Origin of the sequence: Sphingobium limneticum (assembly GCF_008710155.1) — a bacterium.
Taxonomy (GTDB): domain Bacteria; phylum Pseudomonadota; class Alphaproteobacteria; order Sphingomonadales; family Sphingomonadaceae; genus Sphingobium; species Sphingobium limneticum.
The window spans coordinates 249,020-271,567 of the sequence record NZ_VYPZ01000003.1 but is presented as its reverse complement, the minus strand read 5'-3'; the positions used below and the strand labels follow the sequence as shown (position 1 = coordinate 271,567).

At 63.7% G+C, this 22,548-nt stretch carries 24 protein-coding genes, 1 tRNA gene and 1 pseudogene; 9 read left to right on the top strand and 17 right to left on the bottom strand.

What is annotated here, in order from left to right:
• Nucleotides 1-46 precede the first annotated feature (46 nt).
• The 4 genes from F4U94_RS05965 to F4U94_RS05950 form a co-directional block, all read right to left on the bottom strand.
• Nucleotides 47-121, bottom strand: a tRNA-Thr gene (locus F4U94_RS05965).
• 29 nt (nt 122-150) lie between these two features.
• A complete protein-coding gene (locus F4U94_RS05960) occupies nt 151-1,008 on the bottom strand; it encodes a hypothetical protein (protein ID WP_120249968.1) in 858 nt (285 codons plus the stop codon).
• Nucleotides 1,005-2,324, bottom strand: a complete 1,320-nt coding sequence (locus F4U94_RS05955; RefSeq protein WP_120249969.1) for a replication-associated recombination protein A — start codon at nt 2,322-2,324, stop codon at nt 1,005-1,007. The genes F4U94_RS05960 and F4U94_RS05955 overlap by 4 nt, the downstream gene beginning before the upstream one ends.
• Before the next feature lie 27 nt (nt 2,325-2,351).
• Nucleotides 2,352-3,530: a glycosyltransferase family 4 protein gene (locus F4U94_RS05950; protein ID WP_120249970.1), complete on the bottom strand. Its 1,179-nt coding sequence runs from the start codon at nt 3,528-3,530 to the stop codon at nt 2,352-2,354.
• Between the two features lie 125 nt (nt 3,531-3,655).
• Here F4U94_RS05950 and F4U94_RS05945 point away from each other — a divergent pair, with 125 nt between their 5' ends.
• The 3 genes and pseudogenes from F4U94_RS05945 to F4U94_RS05935 all read left to right on the top strand — a co-directional run bounded on the left by F4U94_RS05945 (nt 3,656) and on the right by F4U94_RS05935 (nt 4,970).
• Complete coding sequence (locus tag F4U94_RS05945; protein ID WP_120252040.1) at nt 3,656-3,874, top strand: hypervirulence associated TUDOR domain-containing protein; 219 nt, start codon at nt 3,656-3,658, stop codon at nt 3,872-3,874.
• Between the two features lie 86 nt (nt 3,875-3,960).
• Nucleotides 3,961-4,608: pseudogene (locus F4U94_RS05940) on the top strand (MOSC domain-containing protein); the annotation flags it as partial.
• A gap of 137 nt (nt 4,609-4,745) precedes the next feature.
• Nucleotides 4,746-4,970: a DUF7336 domain-containing protein gene (locus F4U94_RS05935; protein WP_120249972.1), complete on the top strand. Its 225-nt coding sequence runs from the start codon at nt 4,746-4,748 to the stop codon at nt 4,968-4,970.
• 230 nt (nt 4,971-5,200) lie between these two features.
• Here F4U94_RS05935 and F4U94_RS05930 read toward each other — a convergent pair whose 3' ends face one another.
• Nucleotides 5,201-5,599 carry a cupin domain-containing protein gene (locus F4U94_RS05930; protein WP_120249973.1) on the bottom strand — a complete coding sequence of 133 codons (399 nt, stop codon included), beginning with the start codon at nt 5,597-5,599 and terminating at the stop codon, nt 5,201-5,203.
• Between the two features lie 76 nt (nt 5,600-5,675).
• Between F4U94_RS05930 and rnr the strand changes: the two genes are divergently transcribed.
• The gene (gene rnr / locus F4U94_RS05925; RefSeq protein WP_120252041.1) at nt 5,676-7,985 is read left to right on the top strand and encodes a ribonuclease R; all 2,310 of its coding nucleotides are present in this window, start codon (nt 5,676-5,678) and stop codon (nt 7,983-7,985) included.
• Between the two features lie 144 nt (nt 7,986-8,129).
• Here the strand turns inward: rnr and F4U94_RS05920 are convergent, their stop codons facing one another.
• Nucleotides 8,130-8,585 carry a universal stress protein gene (locus F4U94_RS05920; protein ID WP_120249974.1) on the bottom strand — a complete coding sequence of 152 codons (456 nt, stop codon included), beginning with the start codon at nt 8,583-8,585 and terminating at the stop codon, nt 8,130-8,132.
• Nucleotides 8,586-8,768: 183 nt separating this feature from the next.
• On the opposite strand from F4U94_RS05920, the gene F4U94_RS05915 reads away from it, so the two are divergent.
• The 4 genes from F4U94_RS05915 to F4U94_RS05900 are packed head-to-tail and all read left to right on the top strand — an operon-like array spanning nt 8,769 to nt 12,574.
• Complete coding sequence (locus F4U94_RS05915; protein WP_120249975.1) at nt 8,769-10,079, top strand: pyruvate dehydrogenase complex dihydrolipoamide acetyltransferase; 1,311 nt, start codon at nt 8,769-8,771, stop codon at nt 10,077-10,079.
• Nucleotides 10,079-10,495 carry an acyl-CoA thioesterase gene (locus F4U94_RS05910; RefSeq protein ID WP_120249976.1) on the top strand — a complete coding sequence of 139 codons (417 nt, stop codon included), beginning with the start codon at nt 10,079-10,081 and terminating at the stop codon, nt 10,493-10,495. Before F4U94_RS05915 ends, F4U94_RS05910 begins: the two co-directional genes overlap by 1 nt.
• A gap of 17 nt (nt 10,496-10,512) precedes the next feature.
• Nucleotides 10,513-11,907, top strand: coding sequence for a dihydrolipoyl dehydrogenase (gene lpdA / locus F4U94_RS05905; RefSeq protein ID WP_150411867.1), 1,395 nt, complete (start codon nt 10,513-10,515; stop codon nt 11,905-11,907).
• Nucleotides 11,885-12,574 carry a phosphatase PAP2 family protein gene (locus tag F4U94_RS05900; protein ID WP_427773081.1) on the top strand — a complete coding sequence of 230 codons (690 nt, stop codon included), beginning with the start codon at nt 11,885-11,887 and terminating at the stop codon, nt 12,572-12,574. Before lpdA ends, F4U94_RS05900 begins: the two co-directional genes overlap by 23 nt.
• On the opposite strand, the gene F4U94_RS05895 is transcribed toward F4U94_RS05900, so the two are convergent.
• The 11 genes from F4U94_RS05895 to F4U94_RS05845 all read right to left on the bottom strand — a co-directional run bounded on the left by F4U94_RS05895 (nt 12,554) and on the right by F4U94_RS05845 (nt 21,791).
• Nucleotides 12,554-14,041 carry a DUF2142 domain-containing protein gene (locus F4U94_RS05895; protein WP_120249979.1) on the bottom strand — a complete coding sequence of 496 codons (1,488 nt, stop codon included), beginning with the start codon at nt 14,039-14,041 and terminating at the stop codon, nt 12,554-12,556. The genes F4U94_RS05900 and F4U94_RS05895 overlap by 21 nt on opposite strands.
• Nucleotides 14,042-14,162: 121 nt before the next feature.
• Nucleotides 14,163-15,104 carry a hemolysin family protein gene (locus F4U94_RS05890; protein WP_120249980.1) on the bottom strand — a complete coding sequence of 314 codons (942 nt, stop codon included), beginning with the start codon at nt 15,102-15,104 and terminating at the stop codon, nt 14,163-14,165.
• Between the two features lie 49 nt (nt 15,105-15,153).
• The gene (gene ybeY / locus F4U94_RS05885) at nt 15,154-15,663 is read right to left on the bottom strand and encodes an rRNA maturation RNase YbeY (protein WP_120249981.1); all 510 of its coding nucleotides are present in this window, start codon (nt 15,661-15,663) and stop codon (nt 15,154-15,156) included.
• Between the two features lie 20 nt (nt 15,664-15,683).
• On the bottom strand, nt 15,684-16,688 hold the full coding sequence (locus F4U94_RS05880; protein ID WP_120252042.1) for a PhoH family protein: 1,005 nt from the start codon (nt 16,686-16,688) through the stop codon (nt 15,684-15,686).
• A gap of 121 nt (nt 16,689-16,809) precedes the next feature.
• Nucleotides 16,810-18,159, bottom strand: coding sequence for a tRNA (N6-isopentenyl adenosine(37)-C2)-methylthiotransferase MiaB (gene miaB, locus F4U94_RS05875; RefSeq protein WP_120249982.1), 1,350 nt, complete (start codon nt 18,157-18,159; stop codon nt 16,810-16,812).
• An 8-nt stretch (nt 18,160-18,167) separates the two neighbouring features.
• Complete coding sequence (locus F4U94_RS05870; protein WP_120249983.1) at nt 18,168-18,926, bottom strand: lysophospholipid acyltransferase family protein; 759 nt, start codon at nt 18,924-18,926, stop codon at nt 18,168-18,170.
• Between the two features lie 6 nt (nt 18,927-18,932).
• Nucleotides 18,933-19,355 (bottom strand): Fur family transcriptional regulator, encoded by a 423-nt coding sequence (locus F4U94_RS05865; protein WP_120249984.1) that lies wholly within the window; start codon nt 19,353-19,355, stop codon nt 18,933-18,935.
• A gap of 122 nt (nt 19,356-19,477) precedes the next feature.
• Nucleotides 19,478-19,903 (bottom strand): Ros/MucR family transcriptional regulator, encoded by a 426-nt coding sequence (locus F4U94_RS05860; RefSeq protein WP_120249985.1) that lies wholly within the window; start codon nt 19,901-19,903, stop codon nt 19,478-19,480.
• Between the two features lie 112 nt (nt 19,904-20,015).
• A complete protein-coding gene (locus tag F4U94_RS05855; RefSeq protein WP_120249986.1) occupies nt 20,016-20,495 on the bottom strand; it encodes a GNAT family N-acetyltransferase in 480 nt (159 codons plus the stop codon).
• Entirely contained in the window at nt 20,492-21,118 is a 627-nt protein-coding gene (gene tsaB, locus F4U94_RS05850) for a tRNA (adenosine(37)-N6)-threonylcarbamoyltransferase complex dimerization subunit type 1 TsaB (RefSeq protein ID WP_120249987.1), read from the bottom strand. The genes F4U94_RS05855 and tsaB overlap by 4 nt, the downstream gene beginning before the upstream one ends.
• Nucleotides 21,119-21,215: 97 nt before the next feature.
• A complete protein-coding gene (locus F4U94_RS05845; protein WP_120249988.1) occupies nt 21,216-21,791 on the bottom strand; it encodes a NifU family protein in 576 nt (191 codons plus the stop codon).
• A gap of 96 nt (nt 21,792-21,887) precedes the next feature.
• On the opposite strand from F4U94_RS05845, the gene F4U94_RS05840 reads away from it, so the two are divergent.
• Nucleotides 21,888-22,358 carry a pyridoxamine 5'-phosphate oxidase family protein gene (locus tag F4U94_RS05840; protein ID WP_120249989.1) on the top strand — a complete coding sequence of 157 codons (471 nt, stop codon included), beginning with the start codon at nt 21,888-21,890 and terminating at the stop codon, nt 22,356-22,358.
• Nucleotides 22,359-22,548 lie beyond the last annotated feature (190 nt).

Below are 22,548 nucleotides of genomic sequence, written 5' to 3'. Positions count from 1 at the left end.
TGCGATCGGCCGGACGGCGATCTGCTGGATTTGGATCTGCCCGAAATGGTGCCGGCTGAGGGGATCGAACCCCCGACCTTCGGTTTACAAAACCGCTGCACTACCGCTGTGCTAAGCCGGCCTACCGTTTCGGGTGCGACGCCCTTACTATCAGTTCACGCCAAAGGTCCAGCCCTCAGTGCGCGCTATTTGTGGCGTGAGTGCAGGTGGCGCCCATAAGGCCGGGCGTAACGCCGCCTGCCGCATCCAGGCGGCGGTCACGATCGCGTCCGCGCCATGATCGTCGGGCATCGCGCCGTCATAGGGCTGCGAGCCCAGCGCCAGCAACGCATCGTTCAGCGCCCGTTTGTCGCGCATCTTCGTCCGCCCCTTGGGCCGCCCGGCGGCGCGGGCGGCGATGCTGGTGTAGATTTCCACGACCAGCGATCCTGCGACCGGCAGTGGATCGAACGGCCACACCGGCACATGGGGCCGCACATGATGGAGCAGCCGCATGCCTGCGAAGCTGGCCTTGGCCACCTGCGCCGCGCCGATCGCGTCATAGACGGTGGACGGCTTGCCGCCGCCGCCCGCATTATACTGCGCCTCGCACGCGCGGTTGTGCATGTAATCGGCCTTCACGCCGTCCGCCTTGCCGAAATAGAAGTGGCGGCGATGGCTGACCTCCAACAGGCTCGCCGCACCGAGATCGACATCATCGCAGATCGCATCGACATAGGCCCAGAAGGCCGGCCCGTCCTGCGGGACCACATCGCCCGGCAGATAGGTTCCCCGCGCGACGAAGGGCGGCGCAAAGCTGAAGTCGAAGCCGAACAGGGTCGGCATTTCCCGCGCCGTCGCCATCAGCCAGTCCGCCACGCCCTGCCGCGACCAGACGCCGTTCGGCGCCGGGACCAGTTCCGGCACGGCGTCGCCGCCTTCGCACAGCGCCACGGCAATCCCCTTGTGCCGCGCCCCCTTCGCCCCGGACCAGTCGATCGCCGCGAACCGCGCGAAGCGGGGTGTCACTGGCCGCTACGCTCCGCCCGCAACCGGTCCCAATGGGCGATCCGCTCGGCAATCCGCGCCTCGAACCCGCGATCGGTGGGGGCGTAGAATGTCTGCGGCGTCATTTCCTCCGGCCAGTAATTGGCCCCGGAAAATCCCTCCGCCGCATCATGATCATATTGATAATTCTTGCCGTAGCCGACCTGCTTCATCAGCTTGGTCGGCGCGTTGACGATGTTCATCGGCGGCATCAGCGATCCGGTATCGCGCGCCGATTTGAACGACGCCTTCATCGCCACATAGCCCGCGTTGGATTTGGGCGCGGTCGCGCAATAGATGCAGGCCTGCACGATCGCCAGTTCTCCTTCCGGCGACCCCAGGAAATCATAGGCATCCTTCGCCGCCAGGCACTGCACGACTGCCTGCGGATCGGCGAGGCCGATATCCTCGGTCGCAAAGCGCACCAGCCGCCTCAGCACATAGAGCGGCTCTTCCCCCGCCGTCAGCATCCGCGCCAGATAATAGAGCGCCGCCTGAGGGTCCGACCCGCGCAGCGACTTATGCAGGGCGGAGATGAGGTTATAATGCCCCTCCCGATCCTTGTCATACACCGCGACCCGGCGGTGGAGCAGGGCGGACAGACCGGCCGAATCGAGCGGCTCTGGCAGGTCGATCGAATAGAGCGTCTCGACCTGATTGAGCAGAAAGCGCCCGTCGCCATCTGCGCTCGCCACCAGCGCCTCGCGCGCGGCGGCGTCTATCGGCACGGGCCGTCCGGTCAGCGCCTCGGCCCGGTCCAACAACTGTTCCAGCGCGGCGGCATCCAGTCGGCGCAGGATCAACACCTGCGCCCGCGACAGCAAGGCCGCGTTCAGCTCGAAGCTCGGATTTTCGGTGGTCGCCCCGACCAAAGTCACCGTGCCATCCTCGACGAAGGGCAGGAACCCGTCCTGCTGCGCCCGATTGAAGCGATGGATTTCGTCCACGAAAAGCAAGGTCTTTTCGCCGCGCCGGGCATGCTCCTTGGCGCTGGCGAACAGCTTCTTGAGATCCGCCACGCCCGAAAATACAGCGGATATCGGCGCGAACCGCATCCCGACCGCATCGGCCAACAGCCGCGCCGTCGTGGTCTTGCCGGTGCCGGGCGGCCCCCACAGGATGATGGAGGATAGCCGCCCCGCCGCCACCATGCGCCCGATCGCGCCGTCCGGCCCGGTCAGATGTTCCTGCCCCACCACATCGGCCAGGGTGCGCGGACGCAGCCGGTCGGCAAGGGGGGCGGCATCGGCCGGCGCATCGGCGCCGGGCATGTCATCGGGAGCGAAAAGGTCGGCCATTGCCACCGATATAGGCGATCGGACGAATTATGGAACCGGGCTGGATTTCGGCGCCAGGCCCTGTGCCCGCTGCCGAATGACGCGCAAATAGGTGTCGACCAATGCCTGGTTCACCTGATCCCAGCCATTATGCTCCGCCCGCGCCTGCGCGGCGGCGCCGGCGGCATGGCGCGCGTCCGCATCGATGCAATAGGCCTGCAACGCGTCGGCAAAGGCACTGATGGCGCCAGGACGGATCAACCGGCCGGTCACGCCTTCCGTCACCAAACTCTCGCTACCCGTCGCGCGCGCCGCCACCGTGGGCAGACCGCATGCCATCGCTTCCAGCGTCACATTGCCGAACGTCTCTGTCACCGACGGGTTGAACAACATATCCATGCCCGCCACCGCGCGGCCCAGATCCTGTCCCTTCTGGAAGCCGGTGAACACCGCGTTGGGCAGGCGGTTCTGGAACCATTCGCGCGCTGGGCCTTCGCCGACGACCAGCACCTTGTGCTGCACCTGCCGCGCGGTCAGCTGGTCGATCGTGTCGGAAAAGACGTCCAGCCCCTTTTCCATCACCAGCCGGCCGATAAAGCCGATCACCGGCGCGTCATCGCCTATGCCCAGCGACTGCCGCCATGCCATGTCGCGCCGGCCGGGGTTGAAGATTTCCCGGTCGATGCCGCGCGTCCAGATGCCGACATCATAATTCATCCGCTGATTGCGCAGCAGTTGTGCCATCGATTCGGACGGCGCGACGATCGCATCGCAGCGCCGATAGAAGCGGCGCAGGATGGATTCGATCAGCGGCTCCAGAAAGGCCAGCCCATAATAGCGTGGATAGGTTTCGAACCGCGTATGCACCGACGCGACCGTCGGCAGGTTGCGCGCCCGCGCCCAGCTGAGCGCGCGATGGCCCAGCGGATCGGGGCTGGACAGATGGACGATATTGGGCGCGAACGCCTTGAGGTCGCGGCGGACCTGCGCCGACATGCGATAAGGCACCCGATATTCCTTGCGCCCCGGCACCGGGAAGGAAGGGGTGCTGACCAGATCGCCGGCCGGATCGAAAGCGGGAGTGTCGGTGGTCGGCGAATAGACGCGCACCGACGCGCCCTGCTTCAGCAGATAGCCGACGAAGCGATTGAGCGCCTGGTTCGCACCATCGCGGACATAATTATAATTGCCGCTGAACAGGGCAACGCGCAGGCCGGTAGAATCCATCGGCGCGCCTTATATCAACCTGTAAAAAAACCCAAGGGAACCAGTTGGCTTTCCGGGAATTTTGCTCTTCGCTGACGACGAGTAACGGCCGGCGCAGCATGGACCCAAAAAAGGAGAGGATGCCCATGACCGAGACATTCCGTAAGGGAACGCGGGTCAAGTGGAATTGGGGGCAGGGCGTCGGCCGAGGGCGCATCGCGGAACGGTTCGACCGCCATGTGGAGCGGACGATCGAGGGTTCGCGCATCCGCCGCAACGGATCGACCCGCGACCCGGCCTTCCTGATCACCGCCGACAATGGGGGCGAAGTGCTGAAACTCCGCTCGGAACTGAGCGTCGGCTGATCCTTCGCGGAGGAGCGATCTGCTTAAAGGCCGCTCACCACAAACCGGCCATCGCCTGCCGCGTCCAACCATGGCAGGATAGGGCCATGACCACGCCCTTCATGACCATCGACGCGCTGCTGATCGGCAAGCCCATGCCTTTCCGTGGCCAGGATTATAGCGCGATCGCCAAGAAGCCGGTCGCAGGCCCGGTGCGCATCACATGGGAAGGGTTCGCCGACGACGCCGTCGCCGACCGCGTCCATCATGGCGGGCTGGACAAGGCGATCCATCTCTATCCGCAGGATCATTATGACTGGTGGCGGACACGCAAGCCCGACCAGAGCTTGCTCGACGCGCCCGGCGCCTTTGGCGAGAATATCGCCTCGCGCGGGCTTGTGGAAACCGACATCTGCCTGGGTGACCGCTTTTCGCTCGGCACCGCGATCGTGGAGGTCAGCCATGGCCGCCAGCCCTGCTGGAAGCTCGATCATCGCTTCGGCGCGCGCGACGTCATGGCGACCATCGTCAAGACGGCGCGCAGCGGCCTCTACCTCCGCGTCGTCCGCGAAGGGGAGGTGGAGGCCGGCACCAGCATGGACCTGCTGGACCGTCCCTTGCCCGACTGGCCTGTCGCCCGTGTCTTCCACCTGCTGATCGGCGGCGGACACAAGAGCGACCTGCAAGGCGTCCGAACCCTCGCCGACACCGCCGTGCTGGCCACCACCTGGCGCGAACGCGCCCGCAAGCTGGCGGGGTCGGGGACGGGCGGCTTTCGACCAGAAATTGCCGTTCTAGAGGCAGAAAGTCGTTCTGAATTTCGGTCATCCAGTAATCGCGGCAAGACAAGTTTAGTCGATTAGCGAGGGGCCTTGGGCAGAAGGAAAACCGCATGTTTGTATATCTCGTCGAACACGCCCGCGAAATAAACCCTGACGAGACCGATGTGAAGACAATTGGTATATATTCGAGTGAAGAGAAAGCCAAAGAAGCGATTGCGAGAATTTCCAAGCTTGTTGGATTTCGAGATCACATCGAAGGATTTACAGCAGACAAATATCAGATTGACGAGGATCATTGGGAGGAGGGGTTTCATACGGCATATACCCCGGCATAAAACCGACCGCAATGTAGGCTCCCTGTCCAGTGATTGTGGAAAACCGCTTTTGCGCCTGCAAGCGGACGGGCCACATTCCACCCCATTCGGCCATTCCTGTCCTACAGACCCTTGCCAGTGCTAGACTGCAGGCTGCTCGTTCGAACCGCTCACCCGCATAATAAAATTTCCAACTCGCGCATTAAAATGTCGAAGCAAGGGGAAATATGCGAAGTTAACCTCCGCAAATCCTATTCGGCCAACGGCGCCTCCACCCGGTCGCCATGGCTTTTGGGCGTCGATGTCACCAATATCTCCACCGGCGCGGCGCTCCGGTTCTGCGCCTGATGCGGCACACCCGGCGCGATCTCGATCCCCTGTCCGACGGTCAGCCGATGCGTCTGCCCAGCCGTTTCCATCGTCAATTCCCCCGCCAGCACATAGAAGAATTGCCGCGCCTTCTGATGATAATGTCGGACTTCGGCCGCGCCCGGCTGGATGCGTTCTTCTATCACCGACAGGTCGTCGCGCTTCACCAGATGCCAGCCGTCATTCACGCCGCCCCAGACATAATGTTCGGCCCCCTCCTTCTGGACGGGGGAGGGCAAGGGCGCGCTCGCGGCAGCGGCGATCAGGAGCAGGGCGTTCATGCCTGCTCCAACGAAGCGCTACCGCCGCCCCGCCATAGCGCTGGTATCGCCGCCGCCGCATCCCTATAGCTGGTTCATGGCATCGACCCCCAAAAGCAAAACACCCGCCCGCACCAAAGTCCGTCCCGCCGGTTTCCCGACCCGCGATCAGGTGGTGGAATTCATCACGACGTCGGACCAGCCCGCCGGCAAGCGCGAAATCGCCAAGGCGTTCGGCCTGAAAGGGCAGGAGAAGATCGCGCTCAAGGCGTTGTTGAAGGACATGGCGGACGAGGGGTTGATCGACCTTGGCCCGGCCCGCGCCTTCCACAAGATGGGCGGCGTGCCCAAGGTTACGGTGCTGCGCATCGTCGATGTGGACGACACGACCCTGATCGCCACACCCGAACGGTGGGAAGCCGAAGGCCAGCCCGCGCCCCGCCTGCGCGTCATCGAACGGGGCAAGCGCGGTGCGCTGACCATCGGCGACCGTATCCTTGCCCGCACGGAAGAGGCCGGTCGCGGCTGGGTCGCGCATCCGATGAAGAAACTTGCCAAGGCCAGCGAGGAATTGCTGGGCGTGGTGGAGGTAATGGCCGACGGCAAGTTGTGGCTGCGTCCGGTCGACAAGCGCATCCGCAAGGATACGTTGATCAGCGACGTCGGCACCGCCAAGCCCGGCGATCTGGTGCTGGCCGAACCCCATGGCCGCCCGCCGCGCATCTCGGCCCGCGTCACCGACATTCTGGGCGACCCCTTCGCCCCGCGCAGCTTCAGCCTGATCGCCATCCACAAACATGGCATTCCCCATGTTTTCCCGGATCGCGTGGAGGAGGAGGCGACCAAGGCGTCGGCCCTGCCGCTGCACGAGGAAAAGCGCGAGGATCTGCGCCATTTGCCGATCGTCGCGATCGACCCGTCCGACGCGCGCGACCATGACGATGCCGTCTGGGCGGCGCCTGACGAAGATGAAGGCAATACCGGCGGCTATAAGGCGATCGTCGCCATCGCCGATGTCAGCTACTATGTCCGGCCCGGCAGCGCGCTGGACAAGGAAGCCCGCAAGCGCGGTAACAGCGTCTATTTCCCCGATCAGGTCGTGCCGATGCTGCCGCACGAACTGTCGTCCGACATGTGTTCGCTGCGCGCCGGGCAGGACCGGGCGGCCATGGCCTGTCACCTCACCATCAATGCGCAGGGCAAGGTCACGGCCTGGCGCTTCACGCGCGCCGTGATCCGGGTTGCTGCGGTGCTGGCCTATGAAGATGCGCAGGCGGCGATCGACGGCACGAAGGATAATGATCTCCTCGAACCCGCGCTCAAGCCCCTCTGGGCTTGCTGGGCGCTGCTGCGCAAGGCGCGCGACGCGCGCGATCCTTTGGCGCTGGACCTGCCAGAACGGCGCGTGGTGCTGGACGAATTTGGCAAGATCGTCAGCGTCGCCGTGCGCGAACGGCTGGACGCGCATATGCTGATCGAGGATTATATGATCGCGGCCAATGTCGCGGCGGCCAAGGCGCTGGAGGCGAAGAAGGCGCCTGTCATGTATCGTGTCCATGAAACGCCGGGTCGCGAAAAGCTCGTTGCGCTCAAGGAATATCTGGCGACCTTCGACATCGATTTCGCGCTGGGGCAGGTGATCCGGCCTGCTACCTTCAACGCCCTGATCCGCAAGGTCGGGGAGTCGGAGGAGAAGGAGCAGATCATGACCCAGATCCTGCGCAGCCAGACCCAGGCCTATTACAGTCCGCAGAATATGGGGCATTTCGGCCTTGCGCTGGGCAGCTACGCCCATTTTACCTCGCCCATCCGCCGCTATGCCGACCTTCTGGTCCACCGCGCGCTTGTGGGCGCCTATGGCCTGGATCTTCCGGCGCCCAAGGACAAGGTGATCCCGGACCGCTCCTCCCTCAGCCAGGAGGATTATGAGAATATGGGCCGGGTCGGCGAAATGATTTCCGGCCATGAACGCCGCGCGATGGAGGCGGAGCGGGAGACGGTCGACCGCTATGTCGCCGCGTTCCTGTCCGCCCATGTCGGCGAAGTGGTGAAGGCACGCATCACCGGGGTTCAGAATTTCGGTTTCTTCGCCACGGTCGATGGGCTGGGTGGCGACGGGCTGGTCCCGGTGTCGACTATGGGCGCCGAGCATTTCTACTATGACGAAGCGGGCAAGGCGTTGCAGGGCGTGGACAGCGGCGATCGCTACACGGTCGGCCAGCGGCTGGAGTTGCGACTGGCGGAGGCGGACCCGATCAACGGATCGCTCCGTTTCGAACTACCCGACAATCCCGCGCCGCGCGGCGGCCCGATGAAGCGCGACCGCACCCGGCCGGGTGTCGTGCATCGCGGTCGCCCGAAGAATATCCGCCACATCGGCGCGAAACGGGGCAAGCATAAACGCTGACAAGATCCTCCCCTGTAAGGGGAGGTAGCGCGCGCGAAGCGCGTGACGGTGGGGTAGCTCGCTATTGAGAGGGTGATACCCCTCCGTCTGGTCTTCGACCAGCCAGCTCCCCTTGAAGGGGAGGATTGTCAGGGCGCGGGCGCTTTAACTCAACCGGTCGATCGCGTCGCTATCCAGCCCGCCCGGAATGATCATCAGCGGGCAGGGCAGCTTGCCGGCATCCGCGCCGGCAAAGTGCGTCACCAGCTTGCCCGGATTGCCGCTGGCCGCCGCGCCCAGCACCAGCGCGGCCACATCGTCCATTTCCTCCAGCGTGCCGCGCACCACGGCGACGGCATCGCCCTGACGCACGGTGATGCTGGGGCGGATGCCGGATTCGTCGGTCAGCGTGCCGGCCGCGCTCGTCACCAGCGCTTCGGCCCGTTGCAGCGCCTCATCCTCCATCGTCGCCTGCACGCCGCCCCACTGGACGAACTCCGCCGGCGGGATCAGTGCAAGAATGCGGACGGCGCCGCCCGTCTTGGCGGCGCGGCGCGCGGCGAAACGCAGCGCGGTTTCGGCTTCGGGCGATTCGTCCACGACGACCAGATATGTCCGCACTTCTTATCGTCCCCGCATGATATTTATGGCGCGATGTTTCCGTAAAACATCTCAACGAACCATAGCGGTAAAATGAAAGCCATAAAAGAGGGTCTGCCACGGCGTCACTTGACCAAAGCGGCGAATGGGTGAAAACACGGCGCCAACGACCAAAGCCGTAAAGCCAAGAAGAGGCCCGAAAGCATGAGCAAGACGATCCAGATGCCCGCTTTGTCCCCGACCATGGAGGAAGGGACGCTGGCCAAATGGCTGGTCAAGGAAGGCGACACCGTGTCGTCGGGCGACCTGCTCGCCGAAATCGAAACCGACAAGGCGACGATGGAATTCGAAGCCGTGGATGAAGGCGTGATCGCCAAGATCCTGGTGTCGGAAGGCAGCGAAGGCGTGAAGGTCGGCACCGTGATCGCCATCATCGCCGAAGAGGGCGAAGATGTCGCGACCGCCGCAGCCGGTGGTGGCAAGGCTGACGCTGCAGCGCCCAAGGCCGATCCGGCACCCGAAAAGGCCGAAAGCCCTGCGCCCAAGGCCGACCCCGTTCCTGCCAAGGCCGCCGCAGCGCCCAGCGTCGCATCGGGCGACCGCGTGAAGGCCAGCCCGCTCGCTCGCCGCCTCGCCGAAGCCAAGGGCATCGACCTTGCTAGCGTCAACGGCACCGGCACCAACGGCCGCATCGTGAAGGCGGACATCGAAGGCGCCAAGGCCGGCGCACCCGCCGCCGCGCCGACGGCCGCAGCGCCCGCCGCCGCCGCCGCCCCGGCCGCCGCAGCCCCCGCACCGGTAGCTGCCGCCGCGCAGGATTTCGGCATCCCGCACGAGGTCGTCAAGCTCAGCGGCATGCGCAAGACGATCGCGCGCCGCCTGACCGAATCCAAGCAGCAGGTGCCGCACATCTACCTGACCGTCGACATTCAGCTCGACAAGCTGCTGAAACTGCGCGGCGAGCTTAATGCCGGCCTGGAAAGCCGCAAGGTCAAGCTGTCGGTCAACGACCTGCTGATCAAGGCGCTGGGCGTCGCGCTGGAGCAGGTGCCCGAGTGCAACGTGCAGTTCGCCGGCGACCAGATGCTGCAATTCAAGCGCGCCGATATCAGCGTTGCCGTGTCGATCCCCGGTGGTCTGATCACCCCGATCGTCACGGACGCCGCCGGCAAGGGCGTCGCCTCCATCTCTACCGCGATGAAGGATCTGGCCAGCCGTGCCAAGGACGGCAAGCTGAAGCCGGAAGAATATCAGGGCGGGACCGCCTCGCTCTCCAACATGGGCATGTTCGGCATCAAGCAGTTCGAAGCTGTCATCAACCCGCCCCAGGCGATGATCATGGCGATCGGCGCGGGTGAGAAGCGTCCCTATATCGTCGATGACTCGGTCCAGATCGCGACCGTCATGTCGGCGACCGGCAGCTTCGATCACCGTGCCATCGACGGCGCCGATGGCGCCCGCCTGATGCAGGCGTTCAAGCAGTTGATCGAAAACCCGATCGGCCTGCTCGCCTGATGGCCTATGTCGACGAAACCCCGCCGGATATCAGTCCGGCGGTGCGGGTCATCGCCATGCCGACCGACACCAATCCCTATGGGGATATTTTTGGCGGCTGGTTGATGAGCGTCATGGACTCGGCGGCTGGCTCCGTCGCAGCCCGGCACAGCCATGGCCGCGCCGTGACCATCGCGGTGGAAGGGATGACCTTCCTCCGCCCGGTCGTGGTCGGCGATGAGCTGTCGGTCTTTGCGACGCTCAAGTCGGTCGGTCGCACGTCGATGAAAATCTATGTCGAGGCATGGCGCCGCGCGCGTCATGACGACCGTTCCTATCGCGTCACCCACGCGACCTTCAGCTTCGTGGCGATCGGAGAGGATCGCCAGCCCCGTTCCGTTCCGCCCCTGCCGACCGAAACCGGCGCGGCGAAGTAAGATTAGAGAGACTGATCATGGCTGATACTTATGATGTCATCGTTCTGGGCTCCGGCCCCGGCGGCTATGTGGCTGCCATCCGCGCCGCCCAACTGGGTCTGAAGACCGCGATCGTCGAGCGCGAAAATCTGGGCGGCATCTGCCTCAACTGGGGCTGCATCCCGACCAAGGCGCTGCTGCGTTCGGCGGAAATCTTCCACTATATGAGCCACGCCGGCGACTATGGCCTGAAGGCTGAGAAGATCAGCGCCGACATCGAAGCCGTCGTGAAGCGTTCGCGCGGCGTCGCCAAACAGCTTAATCAGGGCGTCACGCACCTGATGAAGAAGAACAAGATCGCCGTCCATATGGGCGACGGCAAGCTGACCGGCAAAGGCAAGCTGACCGTCACGAAGGACGGCAAGACCGAAGAGCTGACGGCCAAGAACATCATCGTCGCGACCGGCGCCCGCGCCCGCGACCTGCCCTTTGCGAAGGCGGACGGCAAGCGCGTGTGGACCTATCGCCACGCCATGACCCCGGCGGAAATGCCCAGCAAGCTGCTGGTCATCGGATCGGGCGCGATCGGCATCGAATTTGCCAGCTTCTACAATGACATGGGCGCAGACGTCACCGTCGTCGAAATGATGGACCGCGTCGTTCCCGTGGAAGACAAGGACGTGTCCGCGTTCCTCGAAAAGGCGCTCAAGAAGCAGGGCATGACCATCCTGACCGGCGCTGGCGTCGATAAGCTGGAAGTCGGCGCGAACGGCGTGAAGGCCGCGATCAAGGACAAGGACGGCAAGGTCGTTACCGGCGAATATAGCCATGTCATCGTCGCGATCGGCATCGTCCCCAACACCGAAAATATCGGTCTGGAAGAATTGGGCATCAAGACGGAACGGGGCCACATCGTCACCGATCCGACCTGCAAGACCAATGTGGACGGCATCTGGGCGATCGGCGACGTCACCGCGCCGCCATGGCTGGCGCACAAGGCAAGCCATGAAGGCGTGATCGTGGCCGAAGCGATTGCCGGCAAGCATCCCCACGCCATGGACGTCCGCAACATTCCGGGCTGCACCTATTGCCATCCGCAGATCGCCAGCGTCGGCCTGACCGAAGCCAAGGCGAAGGAAGCGGGCTATGAGGTGAAGGTCGGCATGTTCCCCTTCATCGGCAATGGCAAGGCGATCGCGCTGGGCGAGGCCGAAGGCTTCACTAAGACGGTGTTCGACGCCAAGACCGGCGAACTGCTGGGCGCGCACATGATCGGCGCGGAAGTCACGGAAATGATCCAGGGCTATACCATCGGCAAGACGCTGGAGACGACCGAGGCGGAACTGATGCACACCGTCTTCCCGCATCCGACCATTTCGGAATCGATGCATGAAAGCGTGCTCGCGGCCTATGGGCGTGCGATCCATATCTGATCGGTGGCCAGGAGCGATTTCAAGTCAGATGAAACATCTGACGGCTCGGAAATCGCGGCAAACGAGGATAATGAAAGGCGCGGGGGCTTTGGCTCTCGCGCTTTTTTGCGTTTTGGCGATCGCGCTCATGCAGCGCGCGGGTTGGCTCGACTGGCTGAATGTCGGACTGATGGAGCGGGCAGGGGCCGCGCGGGATAGCGCCGTGGGGCAGCATGTCACGCCGTGGATGCGCAGCGCCTCTGCCATCGGTGGAACGGCGGGTCGCCTGATATTGCTGGCCCTGTCGCTGGGCACTTTATTCTGGGTCGGACGGCGAAAAGGCGCCTGCTGGCTGGCGGCGATGATGGCCGGCGGGACGGCGCTGAACCTGATCCTCAAGCAGATTTTCGCCGCCCCACGCCCCGACCTGCTGCCGCATCTGGACAATGTTCACAGCTACAGCTTCCCCAGCGGCCATGCGGCGGGCAACATGATGTTCTTCGGCGCGCTGGCGATGCTGGTGGCGCACCGGAGTGGCTATGTCGCGGCCGCAGCGATGATCGCACTCATCGGCATCAGCCGTGTCTGGCTCGGCGTCCATTGGCCGAGCGACGTCACCGCCGGCTGGATCGAAGGGCTGGGCTGGCTGGCCTTTTGCCGCCTCTGGCTACCAGCGCGGCGAGGGTAGCAGGAGCGCGCGGCCGATGCTGTCATGTGGCGGCATGCCGTCGCTGGTGACGAAGCCGTGGATCCAGAAACTGTCGAACACCGTCGCCGCGGCGATTGCAGCCAGCAGGATCGCGGTAATGGCGAACAGTTTCTGCGCCCCGCGCATCGGCCCGGCGGGGGACGGCGCGATCAGCACCAACGGCAGGATCGGCAGGAAATAGCGCCCCTGCGTCCCCTGAATATAGTCCGCGCCCAGCGGCGTGCCGGTCAGATACATGGCCGTTTCGATCAACAGCGCGATACCCGCCGCCACCGCCAGCCACCATAGTCTCTGGCCCATGCCGAAACGCGCGCCGACCCCGTTGGCGACGCCGGCCCCCAGCATCAGCGCAGCCAGCGGATAGGCGACCAATGGCAGCAAGATCGCGTTCCAGCCGAACCGCCCGACGATCTGCAACGCATAGACCGGCGCCCGCTCGGTCACACTGCTGACAAGGATGCGGATATAGTTGATCGGATCATGCAGCACGATCTTGAGCTGCTCGCCGAGCGGCGCGGTCATCATCGTCTCGCCGGTCCGGCGCGACTGGATATGATAGAGCGCCTGGCTGCCGCCCGAATAATGCATCCATCCGACGAAGCCGAACGCGCCCAGCGCCATCGCGCCCAGGATCAGGCCCGGCCGCAGATCGCGGCGATGCTGTTGCCAGCGCAGCCCTGCGGCCATCAGCGGCAGGTAAACGCCCTTGCACAGCGCCAGCAACGGCCCGGTCACCAGCAGGGCAGCCGATCGCGCGGGCGTGGCGGTCATGAAGCCGGTGCGCAACGTCAGCGCCAGCCCCAGAAAGCCCAGCCCGTTGATCAGGGCATCGGGTGACAGCGATCCGGTCTGATAGGCAAAGGTCGGCAACAGCGCGGTCGCCAGCAGCGCATTGCGCCCGAAGGGCAGCAGGCGCAGTGCCGCGATCAGCAACAGCAGGCCGCTCAGCGCATTGACCAGCCGCCCGACATAGAAGGCGTTGATCCAGGGCAGGCCCATCGTCTTGCCCAGCATCAATCCCAATGCACCCGGCGCATAAAGGCTGGGCGCATAGCTGGCGACATTGGGGAAGTCGGCAAAGGCGGTCCCACTGCGCCCGGCGTCCGCCTGCGCACTGGCGGCGATCTGTGCGCGATCGAACCGGCGCAGGGTAGGGGGCACATCGGTCGGGAAATCGACGGCGTGAATGTCCAGCGCCGCGCGGGGCAGGTCGGTGCCGATCGCTTCGCCCTGCTGGCGGGTCAGCATATCGCCCTGCGCCAGCGCCAGCGCTTTCATATAATGCTGGTTTTCGTCCGGCGCCTGAAAGGGCGGAGTGATGACCGTAAAGAACAGGGTCGCGGCGCATAGCAGCGCCAGCAGCAATGTCTCGATCGGCGACCATGGTGCGGCGAAACTCATGTCCGCGCTGCCACCGCTCTGAAATTTGCTACGCTCGTTTCGCATTGCCTACCATATTCGTCGAAGGACGATGACGCCTGATGTCCCTATGGCAGGCTATGCGCGCGCAGGCTTAACATTTCGTCGGTATCGAAAATTTGCCGACGGAAATTTCAGGTGGAGGCTTTTATTCCTCCACCTCTTCCAACGCGACCGGTGGATGCAGGCGCAGCCGCGTAACCCGGCGACCATCGCTGGCGACGATCTCCAGCTTCCACCCGCTGGGACCATGATCGAGTATCTCGCCCGGCTCGGGCACGCGTCCGGCCAGTACGAAGGCCAGGCCGCCCAGCGTGTCGACATCTTCCTCGACTTCGCCCAGCTTTTCGTCGATTTCGTCCGCGACATCGTCCAACTCGGCGCGGGCGTCGGCGTCCCACAGGCCGCCATCGAGCGGCACCAGCATCGCTTCGGGCGCGTCGTCATGCTCATCTTCGACGTCGCCGACGATTTCCTCGACCAGATCTTCGAAGGTCAAAAGCCCTTCCGTGCCCGAATATTCGTCCAGCACGATGGCCAGATGCGTCCGCTTGGCGCGCATTTCCGCCAGCAGGTCGAGCGCGCCCATACTTTCAGGCACATAGAGCGGCTGACGGATCAGCGGTTCCAGCGTGTCGGGCACCGGCGATTTGCCGGCCAATATGGCGAAGGCATCGCGAATGTGGATCATGCCGACAATGGTATCGAGCGTCCCGCGATAGACCGGCACGCGGCTATGCCCGGCCTCGGCGAACAGGGCGGCGAGGTCGGCGAAACTCGCCTTCTCCTCGATCGCGATGATGTCCGCGCGGGGCACGGCGACGTCATCGACCGTATGTTCGGAAAAATGGAGCAGGTTGCGCACCATCTGCCGCTCGATCGCGGACAGGTCGCCCTTGGCCGGGGGGGCGCTATTCTCGTCCTGCTCGTCTTCATCATATTCGTCGAGCGCTTCTTCCAATTCCTTGCGGAGACTGGTTTCTTCGCCCTCGCCGAACAGGAGCGACTTGATGCCGCTCCATAAGCCGCCCTCGTTGCTACTGTCCCCTTCTTTCGAAGCGGTGCCGTCCTTCGGACTGCCGTCAGCCATAATGTCGCTCAATCCCCTGTCAGTGCGTGTCGAAACGGACAACGCGATATCAAACGCCCTCTCGATCCCCATAGGGATCGGCAAGGCCCATGCTCAGAAGCGCCGCAATCTCCAGCGCTTCCATCGCTTCGGCCTCATTGTCGTCCATATGGTCATATCCAAGCAAATGAAAAGTCCCGTGAACAATCAAATGCGTGGCATGATCGGCGACGGAAATGCCCTTTTCCGCCGCTTCGGCGACGCAAACACCCTCCGCCAGTACGATATCGCCCAACAATACTTCGCCATCGTCGGTATTGGCGGTGGCCTGAAGCAAATCATCCTGCACCATCGGAAAGGACAGGACGTTGGTCGGCTTGTCCTTGTCGCGATAGGCGCGGTTGAGGCTATGGACCTCCTCATCGGACGTCAGCTTGACTGCCACCTCATACAGCGTCTGGTCGGCCGCGAAGGCCGCGTAGGGGCTGTGCGCGATGGCGGTGGCCACGGCGCGCTGGGCAAGAAATTCCCAGTCGATACCGGGCCAGCCTTCTTCATGGAGGACGGCGACTTCAATCATGATATTTCTTTCCGTGGAATTCAGGCATCCGGCCCCTCATAGGCCTGCACGATCCGCCCGACGACCGGATGGCGCACGACGTCCGAGATGCCGAAGGGCACCATGGCGATGCCTTCGACCCCGTCCAGTCGCGCCACCGCATCGGCCAGACCCGATGTGCCAGGCTGTGGCAGATCGACCTGCTTGGGATCGCCGCAAATGACCATGCGGCTGCCTTCGCCGAAACGGGTGAGGAACATCTTCATCTGGGCGATGGTGGTGTTCTGGGCCTCGTCCAGCACGATGAAGGCATTGGCCAGCGTCCGCCCGCGCATGAAGGCCAGCGGCGCGATCTCGATCTCGCCGCTCGCGATTCGCCGTTCGACCTGTTCGGCCGGCAGCGTGTCGTGCAGCGCATCGTAGATCGGGCGGAGATAGGGATCGACCTTCTCCTTCATGTCGCCGGGCAGGAAGCCCAGCTTCTCGCCCGCTTCGACGGCCGGGCGCGACAGGATCAGCCGGTCGACGCTGCCGGTGATGAGTTGGCTCACGGCCTGCGCGACTGCCAGATAGGTCTTGCCGGTACCTGCCGGGCCAAGCGCGAAGATGATGTCGTTGCGGTTCAGCGCCTCCATATAGGTGACCTGGGTCGCGCTGCGCGGCACGATCGTCTTCTTGCGCGTGCGGATCATCACCTTGGGCGGTTCGGCGACATCGCTGCGGATAATGCCGTCCAGCGTCGGTTCGGATGACATGGCTATCACCGCCTCGACCGCGCCGGCGTCGATTTCCTGTCCTGCGACGATGCGGTTGTAGAGGCCGGTCATCACGTCGCGGGCGCGGGCGGCGGCATGGGCCTCACCCTCGATCTGCAACTTGTTGCCGCGCGCGGCGATATAGACGCCCAGCCGATTTTCGATCGCGACCAGATTTTGATCGTATTGGCCGAACAATGTGGTCAGCAGATGCGGTCGTTCGAAGACGACCTCCAGCCGTGCCCGTTCGGCAACATCTTCGCGATGGTGGTGGTTCGGTTTCTTGCCCATGGTCAGCCCCTTGTTCCGTCCGTCATGCTCGCCAGAGCGAGTATCCATCTTCCGCCGTTCGATCCTGGTGGACAGGGTCGGAGATGGGTTCCTGCAAGCGCGGGAACGACGGTGTTTTGGTTCAAGCGGCCTTCCTCCTGCTGATTTCGCCGGCCAGGCTGTTCGGGCCGGCGCTGATGATATCGACTTCAACCATGTCGCCGATGGTAAGATCCGGCGCAGTCACGACCACCGACTGGAGCCAGGGCGATTTGCCGATCAACTGACCGGGATAGCGGCCCTTGCGCTCCAGAAGAATGTCGGTCGTGCGCCCGACCGTGGCGGTGTTGAACTCTACCTGATGCCGATTGATGACGGCCTGAAGACGGGCGAGCCGATCGTCCATCACGGCCGCCGGGATCTGGTGATCCATATCGGCCGCCGGCGTGCCGGGGCGCGGGCTATATTTGAAGCTGTAGCATTGGGCGTAGCGAACCTGTTCGACGATCTTGAGCGTGTCCTCAAACTCCGCGTCCGTCTCGCCGGGGAAGCCGACGATGAAGTCGCCGGACAGGGCGATGTCCGGCCGCGCCGCCCGCACCCGATCGATGATGCGCAGATAGCTTTCGACGCTATGGCTGCGGTTCATGGCTTTCAATATGCGGTCGTTGCCCGACTGCACCGGCAGATGCAGGAAGGGCATCAGCTTGGGTTCGTCGCCATGGGCGGCGATCAAGCCGTCGCTCATGTCGTTGGGATGGCTGGTGGTATAACGGATGCGCTTCAGATCGTTGATCTTGGCCAGTTCGCGGGCCAGGCCGTCCATGCCCTGCATCCGGCCCTTGTCATCCTCGCCGGTCCAGGCGTTCACATTCTGGCCCAAGAGCGTGATTTCGCGCACCCCGCCATCGACCAGCGCCTTGGCCTCGTCGATGATCGCGCTCCAGCTGCGGCTGATTTCCGCGCCCCGCGTATAGGGCACCACGCAATAGGTGCAGAATTTGTCGCACCCTTCCATGATGGTCAGGAAAGCGGTGGGGCGCGCCTGCTTGGTGCGGACGGGCAGGGCGCCGAATTTCGAGGCCAGCGGCATGTCGGTGTCGACGGCTTCCTCGCCGCGGCCCACTTTGTCGATCAGGTCGGGCAGGCGATGATAGGCCTGCGGACCGACGACGATGTCGACAGTGCGGGCGCGGCGCTGGATCTCGCTGCCCTCGGCCTGCGCGACGCAGCCGGCGACGGCGATCATCGGGCGGCTGCCATCGTCGCGCACCATGCGTCCGATGTCGGAATAGACCTTGTCCACTGCCTTTTCGCGGATGTGGCAGGTGTTCAGGATGACCAGATCGGCGTCGGCGCCATCGGCCGCAGCGGTCATGCCGCGTGTGCCCAGCATCTCGGCCATGCGCTCGCCATCATAGACGTTCATCTGGCAGCCGAAGGATTTGACGTGGAAAGTCGCTGGAGTCTTTGGGGCGTCGGTACGATTCATCCTTGCCGCTATACAGGCGGAGGCGCGCAAGCGGAAGGGTGCTGATGCTTTGCCATGCTGGCAGCGATCCGTTCGCGCGCCATGGCGGCAATCACCTTGCGATCGGCGCAGTCCGCCGGGTCGAACGGCGCCAGAAAGCGCAGCGTAACGGTCATCGGTCCCTTGCGGCCCAAAATGCGTTTGGCGTTTGTCCCGGCGGCCTCATCCCCATACCAGGCGATGGCGGCGGTTTCGGGGCCATAATCGATATTCACCGGCTGGATCATCACCGCACGCGGCGGCGGTAGCAGTACAGCCAGAAGTGCCGGTTTGAACGGCAACAGCCGGCTGCCATCACTGGTCGTGCCTTCGGGGAAGAGCGCTACCGGCTGATGGCCCAGCAGCGCTGCGCGTAACGCATCCAGTTGCCCCGACAAAGCGCCACGCCGTTCGCGTGCGACGAACAATGTATGATTCTGCGCCGCCAGCCAGCCGATCACTGGCCAGCGCGCAACCCCGTCATGGGAAACGAAGGCGGTGCCGGTCGCGCCGCCCAAAGCCAATATGTCGATCCAGCTAACATGATTGGCGAGCAGGAACATGTCGCCGTCATGGGGCCGTCCCGCGATCCTGACGCGCGCGCCGACCGACCGGGCCGCGAGCGCCAGAAAGCGACGCGGCCAGGGAGAGGGGCGGCGCGCGATGCGCCATAGCAAATGGGGGAACAGGCAGATCAGCAGGCTGCCGGCCAGCGCCCCCAACCGCAACAGGCGACGGACGCTGGCCAAGGTCGGTCAGTTCTTGCGGTCGAGCGCGACGCCGTAGAGTTCCATGCGGTGATCGACCAGACGGAAGCCCAGCTTCTCGGCGATCAGTTTCTGCAACTGTTCCAGTTCCGGATCGACGAATTCGATGACGTTGCCCGTCTCGACATCGATCAGATGGTCATGGTGCGATTCCGGTGCCGCTTCGTAACGGGCGCGGCCGTCGCCAAAATCATGGCGATCCAGGATGCCGGCTTCTTCGAACAGGCGCACGGTGCGGTACACCGTCGCGATCGAGATGCCGGGGTCGATGGCGGCGGAACGCTTGTGCAGTTCCTCCACATCGGGATGATCAGTAGCGTCGCTCAGCACCTGCGCGATGACGCGGCGCTGTTCGGTGATGCGCAGCCCCTTTTCATGACACAGGGCTTCGACGTCGATTTTGCGGTTCATGCAGGCTCGCTTGATTGCTTTTGCGAAGGATGGGGCAGAGCCTAGCGGCTTTTCCCCAAACAGGAAAGGGGCGCGTCGGCGACGCGCCCCTTTGCACTAAATGGCTGCGCCCGAAGCGCCGATTACTTGGCGCGCGGCGTACGGCGGCGCTTGGTGCCCAGGCCGATCTTCTTCGCCAGAGTGCGGCGCTGTTCGGCATAATTGGGGGCGACCATCGGATAGTCGGCCGGCAGGCTCCACTTCGCGCGATAATCTTCCGGCGTCATCTGATAATGGGTCATCAGGTGGCGCTTGAGCATCTTGAGCTTCTTGCCGTCTTCCAGACAGATGATGTAATCCGGCTTGATCGACGAGCGTACCGAAACGGCGGGCTCCAGCTTCACTTCCGGTGCCGGCGCGGGCTGGCTGAGGCCGGCGAGCGCGGCATGCACATTCTGGATCAGCGAAGATACGTCGGAGACGGCAACGCTGTTGTTGGAGACGTGGGCAGCGACGATGTCCGACGTCAAAGTAATGAGCAGCTCGCTCTGGGCCGATTCGGTTTCCATTTTACCGTTTCCTACTAGGCTATATTGTTATGCGACCCGCCCGAGGAAATTGTTTCATGAGCGGTATATGCCCGCTAGACCTTGCCGGAGACTTTCGCAAGGGGATATTGTATCAAGCCATCATATCAATGCGAAAGCTGAGCGCATCGTGAAGTTGACCATCATTACCGCGATAGTAACCGGGGCGGCGATGTACATATTCGAAACCGGTTTTCTCGTATAGTTTTACAGCCTTATTGGTAGAACGCACTTCCAGGTTCATCGAAGTGATCCCCCGGCGGCGTGCCGTGCGCAAACTGTCGCGCAGCAGCGTTTCGCCTACGCCGCGTCCGCGCCATAGCGGATCGACGGCCAGCAGCAGCAATTCGCATTCGTCGAGCACGGATCGTACCAGCGCAAAACCCAATGGTGCGGCATCGATCCGTGCGATCGTCAGCCATGTGCCCGGCATGAGCATCACGCCCGACAATTGCGACAGCGTCCATGCCTCGCCATAGACCGGATCGAAGGCCTGGATCATGACGTCCATCGCGTCGCCCAGCGCGTTGCGATCGCCTTCGTCATAAGTGTCGAGTTGTACGGCCGGAATCATGACGCCGCGCGTTCCGCCATGGTCTTGGCATCCGCGCCGCGCCCGTAAATCGGGCTGGGCGGCAACGGCGTCAGTCCGGCGATCAATCCATAATCGGCCGCATCGGGATAAAGGCTGATCGCGCTGCCCTTGCCCCGCGCGGTTACCAGCGCTTCGGCGCCGGTGCCGTAGAAATTGGCATCGTCGAGCGTCGCCGCCAATTCTGCAATGGGCGTGGAGGCGATGGCGCTGGTCGGCTGCAAACCGTCGGCAGTAAAATATTGCCAGAACAACTCGCCATGGCCACCGGTGATGGTGACGGCGATCGGCCCGCCCGGATGGGTTTGTGCTGCCTTGGCCGCGATCAACGCCGGCGCGCCATAGCCATGCAGGGGTATCGACCAGGCGAGCGCCAGCGCGCGCGCCGCCGCGATGCCGATCCGCACACCGGTAAAGCTGCCCGGTCCCACATCCACCGCGATCGCATCTGCGCGGCCACCATCGGGCAACGCTGCGATGGCCGGCAGCAAGGCTTCGGCATGGCCGCGCCCGACGACTTCATGGAAACGACCGATCGGCGCTCCATTTTCCAGCAGCGCGACGGACAGGGCCTGGGTGGCGGTGTCGATCACCAGAAGGCGCAAACGAAACTCCCCTTACGCATCCACAGCATGTGGATTCGTCCTGCGGTTAGTCCATCCATCCGGATTTGCCAAATGTACGGCGACCCGACGCGCGCGATCAGACCGCGCGCACCTCTGTCACTTCGGGCACATAATGTTTGAGCAGTTGCTCGATGCCGTTCTTCAAAGTCGCGCTGGAAGAGGGGCAGCCGGAGCACGCACCCTGCATCTGCAGATAGACGGTGCCCTTGTCGAAGCCGCGATAGATGATGTCACCGCCGTCATTGGCCACGGCCGGGCGCACGCGCGTGTCGATCAGTTCGCGGATCTGCTCGACAATCTCGGCATCCTCCGGATCGTCGGAAAAACCGGCGTCGTCGGCCGGAACGCTGATGCCGGCGGCCGATCCCGGCGTGAACAGCGGCATGTTGGCCGAAAAATGTTCGAGCAACGTGGCAAGGATATCGGGCTTCACATCGGACCATTCGGCACCGGGCGCGATCGTCACCGATACGAAATGGCTGCCGAAGAACACGCCTGTAACGTCGCCCAGGCCAAACAGCGCATCCGCCAGCGGGGAGGCTTCCGCTTCTTCGGGCGTCGCGAAATCGCGCGTGCCGGCGCCCATGACCTCACGGCCGGGCAGGAATTTGATGGTCGCCGGATTGGGCGTCAGTTCGGTCTCGATCAGCATGGCCCCCATGTGGCGATGGTCGGGGCCAAGATCAAGCGTTTCGGAACTTCGCTGCCGGCCGGCGATTGAAGGGGAAACAGCCAAGGAGTTTGGACGATGACCGACGCAACCGAAATCAAGGACCGTTTCTGGGCGGAATTGTCGACCAGCCCCTTCCTGATGGTGGGGCTGAGCAACAGCGCGGAACATAGTCTGCCGATGACCGCGCAACTCGACCCCAAGGCCAATCATTGCTTCTGGTTCTATACGTCGCGCGACAATCGCCTGGCGCCAGGCGGCGGCGCCATGGCGCAATTTTCGGCGAAGGATCATAACCTTTTCGCCTGCATAGAAGGCACGTTGACGCCGGAAGCCGATCCGGCGGTGATCGATCGCTACTGGTCGAAGGAAGTGGAGGCCTGGTATCCGGGCGGCCGCAACGATCCCAATCTGCTGATGCTGCGCTTCGACCTTGGTACGGCGGAAATCTGGCGTTCCGATATGTCGCTGAAGGGCGTGTTCAAGATGCTGTTCGGCGGCGACGTGCGCGATGAGATGAAGGGCAAGCATGCCGAAGTGGCGCTCTGACGCCGAAAATTGATCGTAAGACATGGGCGGCCGTGGGTAAATCCGCGGCCGCTTGCTATTTGCCTGCAAATTCGCCATATGCGTCGCAGCGCAGCAGATGGGTCTTTCGGCCCCCTAGCGATTGGCAGCGTGATCGTCCGCAATCCCAAGTGACCACAAGGTCAGGCGAGGACCACGGACCGGCCAATGA

Excerpts from the sequence above, each read along its gene's own strand:
- rnr (WP_120252041.1), top strand. The coding sequence starts at position 5,676 with ATGGCATCGACCCCCAAAAGCAAAACACCCGCCCGCACCAAAGTCCGT.
- F4U94_RS05865 (WP_120249984.1), bottom strand. The coding sequence starts at position 19,355 with ATGAACCGCAAAATCGACGTCGAAGCCCTGTGTCATGAAAAGGGGCTG.
- miaB (WP_120249982.1), bottom strand. The coding sequence starts at position 18,159 with ATGAATCGTACCGACGCCCCAAAGACTCCAGCGACTTTCCACGTCAAA.
- F4U94_RS05910 (WP_120249976.1), top strand. The coding sequence starts at position 10,079 with ATGGCCTATGTCGACGAAACCCCGCCGGATATCAGTCCGGCGGTGCGG.
- F4U94_RS05855 (WP_120249986.1), bottom strand. The coding sequence starts at position 20,495 with ATGATTCCGGCCGTACAACTCGACACTTATGACGAAGGCGATCGCAAC.
- F4U94_RS05950 (WP_120249970.1), bottom strand. The coding sequence starts at position 3,530 with ATGGATTCTACCGGCCTGCGCGTTGCCCTGTTCAGCGGCAATTATAAT.
- F4U94_RS05840 (WP_120249989.1), top strand. The coding sequence starts at position 21,888 with ATGACCGACGCAACCGAAATCAAGGACCGTTTCTGGGCGGAATTGTCG.
- F4U94_RS05945 (WP_120252040.1), top strand. The coding sequence starts at position 3,656 with ATGACCGAGACATTCCGTAAGGGAACGCGGGTCAAGTGGAATTGGGGG.
- F4U94_RS05935 (WP_120249972.1), top strand. The coding sequence starts at position 4,746 with ATGTTTGTATATCTCGTCGAACACGCCCGCGAAATAAACCCTGACGAG.
- F4U94_RS05915 (WP_120249975.1), top strand. The coding sequence starts at position 8,769 with ATGAGCAAGACGATCCAGATGCCCGCTTTGTCCCCGACCATGGAGGAA.
- ybeY (WP_120249981.1), bottom strand. The coding sequence starts at position 15,663 with ATGATTGAAGTCGCCGTCCTCCATGAAGAAGGCTGGCCCGGTATCGAC.
- F4U94_RS05890 (WP_120249980.1), bottom strand. The coding sequence starts at position 15,104 with ATGGCTGACGGCAGTCCGAAGGACGGCACCGCTTCGAAAGAAGGGGAC.
- F4U94_RS05895 (WP_120249979.1), bottom strand. The coding sequence starts at position 14,041 with ATGCGAAACGAGCGTAGCAAATTTCAGAGCGGTGGCAGCGCGGACATG.
- F4U94_RS05860 (WP_120249985.1), bottom strand. The coding sequence starts at position 19,903 with ATGGAAACCGAATCGGCCCAGAGCGAGCTGCTCATTACTTTGACGTCG.
- F4U94_RS05930 (WP_120249973.1), bottom strand. The coding sequence starts at position 5,599 with ATGAACGCCCTGCTCCTGATCGCCGCTGCCGCGAGCGCGCCCTTGCCC.
- F4U94_RS05845 (WP_120249988.1), bottom strand. The coding sequence starts at position 21,791 with ATGCTGATCGAGACCGAACTGACGCCCAATCCGGCGACCATCAAATTC.
- lpdA (WP_150411867.1), top strand. The coding sequence starts at position 10,513 with ATGGCTGATACTTATGATGTCATCGTTCTGGGCTCCGGCCCCGGCGGC.
- F4U94_RS05880 (WP_120252042.1), bottom strand. The coding sequence starts at position 16,688 with ATGGGCAAGAAACCGAACCACCACCATCGCGAAGATGTTGCCGAACGG.
- F4U94_RS05900 (WP_427773081.1), top strand. The coding sequence starts at position 11,885 with ATGGGCGTGCGATCCATATCTGATCGGTGGCCAGGAGCGATTTCAAGT.
- F4U94_RS05955 (WP_120249969.1), bottom strand. The coding sequence starts at position 2,324 with ATGGCCGACCTTTTCGCTCCCGATGACATGCCCGGCGCCGATGCGCCG.